The organism is uncultured Methanofollis sp. (assembly GCF_937919355.1).
Classification (GTDB): Archaea; Halobacteriota; Methanomicrobia; order Methanomicrobiales; family Methanofollaceae; genus Methanofollis.
Genome location: NZ_CALFSA010000109.1, coordinates 1 through 5,189, shown reverse-complemented (window position 1 = coordinate 5,189; position 5,189 = coordinate 1). Strand labels below are relative to the sequence as shown.

At 64.1% G+C, this 5,189-nt stretch carries 8 protein-coding genes; 1 reads left to right on the top strand and 7 read right to left on the bottom strand.

Translation table 11 applies throughout. The features are described 5' to 3' along the window. Nucleotides 1–14: 14 nt before the first annotated feature. The 3 genes from Q0520_RS05185 to Q0520_RS05175 are packed head-to-tail and all read right to left on the bottom strand — an operon-like array spanning nucleotide 15 to nucleotide 2,222. The gene (locus Q0520_RS05185; protein WP_298667343.1) at nucleotides 15–941 is read right to left on the bottom strand and encodes a nucleotidyltransferase domain-containing protein; all 927 of its coding nucleotides are present in this window, start codon (nucleotides 939–941) and stop codon (nucleotides 15–17) included. After that, the gene (locus Q0520_RS05180) at nucleotides 938–1,519 is read right to left on the bottom strand and encodes an L-threonylcarbamoyladenylate synthase (protein ID WP_298667341.1); all 582 of its coding nucleotides are present in this window, start codon (nucleotides 1,517–1,519) and stop codon (nucleotides 938–940) included. The genes Q0520_RS05185 and Q0520_RS05180 overlap by 4 nt, the downstream gene beginning before the upstream one ends. A 1-nt stretch (nucleotide 1,520) precedes the next feature. After that, nucleotides 1,521–2,222 carry a DUF5612 domain-containing protein gene (locus Q0520_RS05175; protein ID WP_298667339.1) on the bottom strand — a complete coding sequence of 234 codons (702 nt, stop codon included), beginning with the start codon at nucleotides 2,220–2,222 and terminating at the stop codon, nucleotides 1,521–1,523. A 256-nt stretch (nucleotides 2,223–2,478) separates the two neighbouring features. Between Q0520_RS05175 and Q0520_RS05170 the strand changes: the two genes are divergently transcribed. Then, on the top strand, nucleotides 2,479–2,682 hold the full coding sequence (locus tag Q0520_RS05170; protein WP_298667337.1) for an antitoxin VapB family protein: 204 nt from the start codon (nucleotides 2,479–2,481) through the stop codon (nucleotides 2,680–2,682). Here Q0520_RS05170 and Q0520_RS05165 read toward each other — a convergent pair. Genes Q0520_RS05165 through nifU form a run of 4 tightly spaced genes read right to left on the bottom strand, consistent with a single transcriptional unit; the run spans nucleotide 2,609 to nucleotide 5,117 of the window. Next, complete coding sequence (locus tag Q0520_RS05165) at nucleotides 2,609–3,514, bottom strand: 4Fe-4S dicluster domain-containing protein (RefSeq protein WP_298667335.1); 906 nt, start codon at nucleotides 3,512–3,514, stop codon at nucleotides 2,609–2,611. The genes Q0520_RS05170 and Q0520_RS05165 overlap by 74 nt on opposite strands. Before the next feature lie 40 nt (nucleotides 3,515–3,554). Beyond that, nucleotides 3,555–3,959 (bottom strand): molybdenum cofactor biosynthesis protein MoaE, encoded by a 405-nt coding sequence (locus tag Q0520_RS05160; RefSeq protein WP_298667333.1) that lies wholly within the window; start codon nucleotides 3,957–3,959, stop codon nucleotides 3,555–3,557. After that, nucleotides 3,956–4,699, bottom strand: a complete 744-nt coding sequence (locus Q0520_RS05155) for a HesA/MoeB/ThiF family protein (RefSeq protein ID WP_298667331.1) — start codon at nucleotides 4,697–4,699, stop codon at nucleotides 3,956–3,958. Before Q0520_RS05155 ends, Q0520_RS05160 begins: the two co-directional genes overlap by 4 nt. Beyond that, the gene (nifU, locus tag Q0520_RS05150; protein WP_298667329.1) at nucleotides 4,689–5,117 is read right to left on the bottom strand and encodes a Fe-S cluster assembly scaffold protein NifU; all 429 of its coding nucleotides are present in this window, start codon (nucleotides 5,115–5,117) and stop codon (nucleotides 4,689–4,691) included. The genes Q0520_RS05155 and nifU overlap by 11 nt, the downstream gene beginning before the upstream one ends. Between the last annotated feature and the right edge of the window lie 72 nt (nucleotides 5,118–5,189).

Genomic DNA, 5,189 nt, shown 5'->3' with positions numbered 1-5,189 from the left:
AAAAAAAGAGGCGCTCAGGCCTGTTCCATCAGCGTCTTCGAGATGATGTACTCGCCCTTCGCCTCGCGGGTCGTCCCGACGATGAGCCACTGCGTGTCCCCGTGCTGTTCAAGGACACCCTGCGCCTCGATCGTCTCGCCCGCCAGGGCCTGACCCGAGTAGGTGTGGGTGAAGGAGATGACGCGGGAGACAGTCTCGTGGTCTACCTCATAGACGGCGGGGGCGTCGAAGGCGTGGGAGGCGTCGGTCACCGTCGCCTCGATCGTCGCCCGCCCGAGCACCTTCCCCTTCCCGGAGGGTGCCGAGGCGAGGGCGTCGTATGCCCGCGTATACAGCAGGTCGAAGTAGGTGCCGCCGAACTCGCCGCGGTTCCACTTCCTCCCCTCGTGGAGGACGAAGGCGTCGAAGGAGATCTCCGGGACGCGTTTCGTGTAGACCTTCCGCCACATCTCCTCGCTCATCGCCGGGACCTTCCCCTCCCCGACAAGACGCTTCAACTGCGCCTGCGCCGAGAACCAGGCCGGCCCGTAGACGACCAGGTCGATGTCCGAGGCTCCGTTCTCGACGCCGATGAGACGTGACCCTGTGCAGCCCACGCTCCCCGCCGGCAGGTCGAAGAGAGAGAGGAGACGCCTCACCCTCTCGTCGCGGGACGCAATCCAGTCGATCCTCTCGTCGGGTTTGTAGACCTTCACGATGTCGGCGGGCGGCACCCGGTGGAGGTCGGCGAGGTACTGCGGTTTGTGTTCCCTGATATACTCGAAAGCAGGCCCAAAATCGAGTTTGGAGAAGTGCCTGCCCGCGGGGTCGACACGCTCCCCCGCCGGGTCCGGGACGTACCTGAGGACGCACCCGACCCTCTCTGTGTTGTCGTAGGCGGAGACGGCGTAGATCAGGCCGTCCCTGTCCTCGACAAAGTCACGCAGTCTGATTGGCTTCATGCTAGGTCTCTGAGAAATGCTCCCACCTCCTCGATCTGCGCACCGGCGCGGACCACCGTCCTGTTCACCAGGTCGACGACCGTGCTCGGCGTCCCCGGCAGTCTGCCCCCGTCGATAAGGAAGTCGTGGGGGACGTGGACGTCGTTGACCGTCACCGGGTCGGCAGCGCCGTGGATGTTCGCCGAGGTCGCCGTGATCGGGGCGTCGAGTTCCCTGATAATCGCCAGGGGCACCGGGTGGTCGGGGATGCGGACCCCGATGAGACCGCTGCCGCCGGTGAGGATGGTGGGGAGGCAGGACTTCGCCTTCAGGACGACGGTCACCGGACCGGGGAGGAAGCGGTCGACGAAGGCGTCGGCAACGCTGTCCACGCGTGCGATCGCACCGAGCATCTCGATGTCCGAGACCGCGACCGAGACAGGCATGGACCGCGGGCGCATCTTCGCCTCGTACACGCGTTCAATAGCATACTCGGAGAGGGCATCGGCGCCGAGGCCGTAGATCGTGTCCGTGGGGTACACGACGAGGCCGTCGCGCCCGAGCACCTTCACCGCCTGATGAATGATCGATTCGTCCATTTCAGAACTCCCGTCCAGAGACGCGGTTGATATCGAAGACCGCACGCTTCGAGACGTGCATCACCGCAAAGACCCCGGCCTGGATCGGGTCGGTGACGACGAGGTCGGCGTGTTTCGGGACACTCCCCGCCATCTTCAGGGCGATGACCGGGATGCCCGCGGCCCGCACCCGGTCGACGGCCACGGAGATCGTCCCGCCCATCAGGGACCCTGCAAGCACGAGTATGGAGGCTCTCGGGAGGCGGGCGACGGCGTCGACGGCCTCGGTGAGGTCTTTCTCGCCGACGAGGGGGATCGTGTCCACCGAGATCCGCTCGCCCCTGATATTGTGCCGGTCGGCTTCGTTCACCGCACCGAGGGCCACCTGGGCGACCTGGGCCCCGCCACCGATGATGATGACTCTGGACCCGAAGATCCGGGAGAAGGTGTCGTGGGTCGAGACATGGCGGACAGTCGGGACCGTCAGGAGATCGGTGATCGCGTGCGCGATGCCGCCGACGCACTCGACCTCGAAGTAGAAGAGCGCCTTCCCGGCGTCCGACCCGGACGTCATGATCGACTGCTGGACGGTGAGCACATTTGCGGCGTTCGTCGCCATCACCGCGGCGATGTCCCTGAGTACACCGGGCTGGTTGTCGGCGATGATACTGAGCGCGTGGAGTTCCACGATATCGAGCGATTTCAAATGTTCAGATTCTTCCATACCCGCTGAGACAGGCCCCAACCGGTGCCGGACCCGCCCCCTCCCTCTTTGAGGAATATTTGAACCGGAACACTATAAGGTGTGTGGTGCGGCAATTCACCACAGATCGGCCGGAATGCAGGACATCTCCAGAACCGGAAAAACACGGGGATATTCCTGAGACCGTCACAGCGCCCCGGCCGAATGTGTTCATGGGAATAGATACAGAAAAATAAAAACGAATGGTATAATTACGAACCCGGTGATCCAAGGAGAGATGGCCCCCCCATCCATAGAGATCAGCGACGAGGCATACAGACGCCTGCTTGGTGCCAGAAAGGGAGAGGACGAGAAACTCTCCGATGTGATCCTGAGAAAGATCCCCGACCCCACACGTATCGCAGAGATCATTGCCGGGACGCACCCGGAGAGCGAGGTCGCCCGCGCCCTCCAGAGGATCTATCGGGACCGGGAAGAGTGAGGGACGATACGACCTCATCTTTCCCTATCCTCTCCATCATATCCCCGAACCTTTCCCCGATTTCAGCGTGGCCTGCAAAATAGTCGATAGCCCTGCCGATAAAGGTCGTAACGTTCCCCACTCCGAGGGGACCGGTGGCGCGGATGCCCGTTCTGATGTGGCGGCCCGCCATACCGCCAAGATAGACGACGACCCCGCTCGTCTCCGTCGTCGCCGCGCCGGACGGGCAGATGGCGGTGCAGTCCCCGCACCCGATGCATGCGTCGGCCGAGAAATGGATTCTGTCCTCGACAACGTCAACTCCGCCCTCCCGGCAGACGTGGGCGCAGGCGCCGCAGAGGGTGCAGGCCGCGGTATCGAAGACGGGGTACGCCTCGCCCATTAACCCGATATCGTTGAACTGGACTCTCGCACAGTTGTTCGGGCACCCCGCGATCCCGACCTTCAGTTTTCTCGGGAGGGCGCGACCGCCATCGCGGGCCTCGATAGCACGGGCAAGGGCCTGGGTATCGACGATGCCGTGGCGGCAGAATGTCCCCTTGCAGGCGACGACCGCCCTGACAGTCGCACCCGTGCTCCCGACCGCAAGGCCCGCACTTTCGAGTATCTCGACGGCAGCGGGGACGTCCTCCCGCCTGACCCACGGCACCTCGGCATTGAGCCTGAGGGTCAGGGCGACATCGCCCCGCCCGAACCTCGTCGACACTGCGGCGACCGCCTCCATCTGCTCCGCCGTCAGGACGCCTGCCGGCGCCCGCACCCGTATCGAGACAAAACCTTTCTCCTTCTGCGGGAGCACTCCCCCCGCCGGTCTTTTCGTCGTGCTGGTCATCAGACTCAGGAGAAGTATGGGACCGGAGAGGTATCAACCCTCATCCCTGGTGACCGGAGACCCAGCGGGTGTCCCCGCCCTTCACCGTCTCCTTCTTCCAGATGGGGACACTCTCCTTGATCCGTTCGATGACGTACTCGCAGGCCGCAAAAGCCTCGTGCCTGTGCCCGGCGCCGACGACGATCAGGAGGATGTTCTCCCCGACCTTCAGTCGCCCGGTGCGGTGGATGATGTCCACCGATTCGATGGGGAACTTTGCAAAGGCCTCGTCCCTGATCGCCCCGAGTTCGGCGCGGGCGACCTCCTCGTAGGCCTCCAGTTCCATCCCTTCGATGTCGTCGTCCCGCACCACACCGAGGAAGGTGACCAGCGCACCCATCGACGGTTTTCTCGCCCGGGCGATCATCTCGTTCACGTCAAAATCGTCATGCGTCAGTTCTATCATGGATGCACCCTCTCATACAGGTGACCGCAGGCCTCGCACTTCGGCTGCCTCTCCACCGTGATCGTCTCCATCGTCGTGGCAAGGCCGTCCCAGAGGAGGAGACGGCCGGCAAGGAGGTCACCTGTCCCGGTCAGGTACTTGATCACCTCGTTCGCCTGCACGAGGCCGATGACGCCGGGTGTCGTGCCGATCACCGGGAAGGTCTCCTTCGGCGGGGCCTTCGGGAAGATACAGCGGAGGCACGGGGTCTTTTCCGGGATGATCGTCGTCGCCTGCCCGAAAAACCCGGAGATCGCACCGTGGACGAAGGGGATGCCCTTCTTCAGGGCGGCCTCGTTGAGGAGGTAGCGGGTCTCGAAGTTGTCCATCGCGTCCACGATCATGTCGGCATCGCCGGCGAGGTCGGAGACATTGGAGGCGTCGATGACGACCCGCGCCGTCTCCACCTCGATCTCCGGGTTGACGGCGGCGAGTTTCTCGCCGGCCGAGGCGACCTTCGCCCGCCCCACGTCCCTGTCCCAGTGGAGGACCTGCCTGTTCAGGTTGGTCGTCTCCACGGTGTCGCAGTCGGCAAGTCTGAGATGGCCGACGCCGGCGGCGGCGAGGTACAGGGCGACCGGGCACCCGAGTCCCCCGGCACCGGCGATAAAGACAGTCGCCCCTTTCAGTTTCTCCTGCCCTTCCTCGCCGAAGAGCATTGTCTGCCGGCGGTAGCGTTCGAGTTCGTGTTCACTCAGCATCGCCGCCGGCCTCCTCGTGGGCGGCGTGTCCGGTCTCGGGGCGGGGTTCGAGGCCATGTTTCTTCCTGTAGTCGTTGATCGCCGCGTGGATGCCTTCCTCGGCGAGGACTGAGCAGTGGAGTTTCTGCGGCGGGAGGCCCTGCAGGGCCTCGGCCACCGCCCTGTTCGTGATCTCCCACGCCTCGTCCAGGGTCTTGCCCCGGATCAGTTCAGTCGCCATGCTCGACGAGGCGATCGCGGCGCCGCAACCGAAGGTCATGAACTTCACGTCCTCGATGCGGTCGTCCCTGATGCGCAGGAAGATCTTCATGATGTCGCCGCAGGTCGGGTTGCCGACCTCGCCGACACCGTCGGGGTCTTTCATCTCGCCGACGTTCCGCGGGTTCATGAAGTGGTCCATCACTGTCTCGTTGTACATCAGACACCTCCGTTCCGCGCCGCATAGAGGGGCGACATGCTCCGCAGTCTCTCGACGATCGTCGGGAGCACC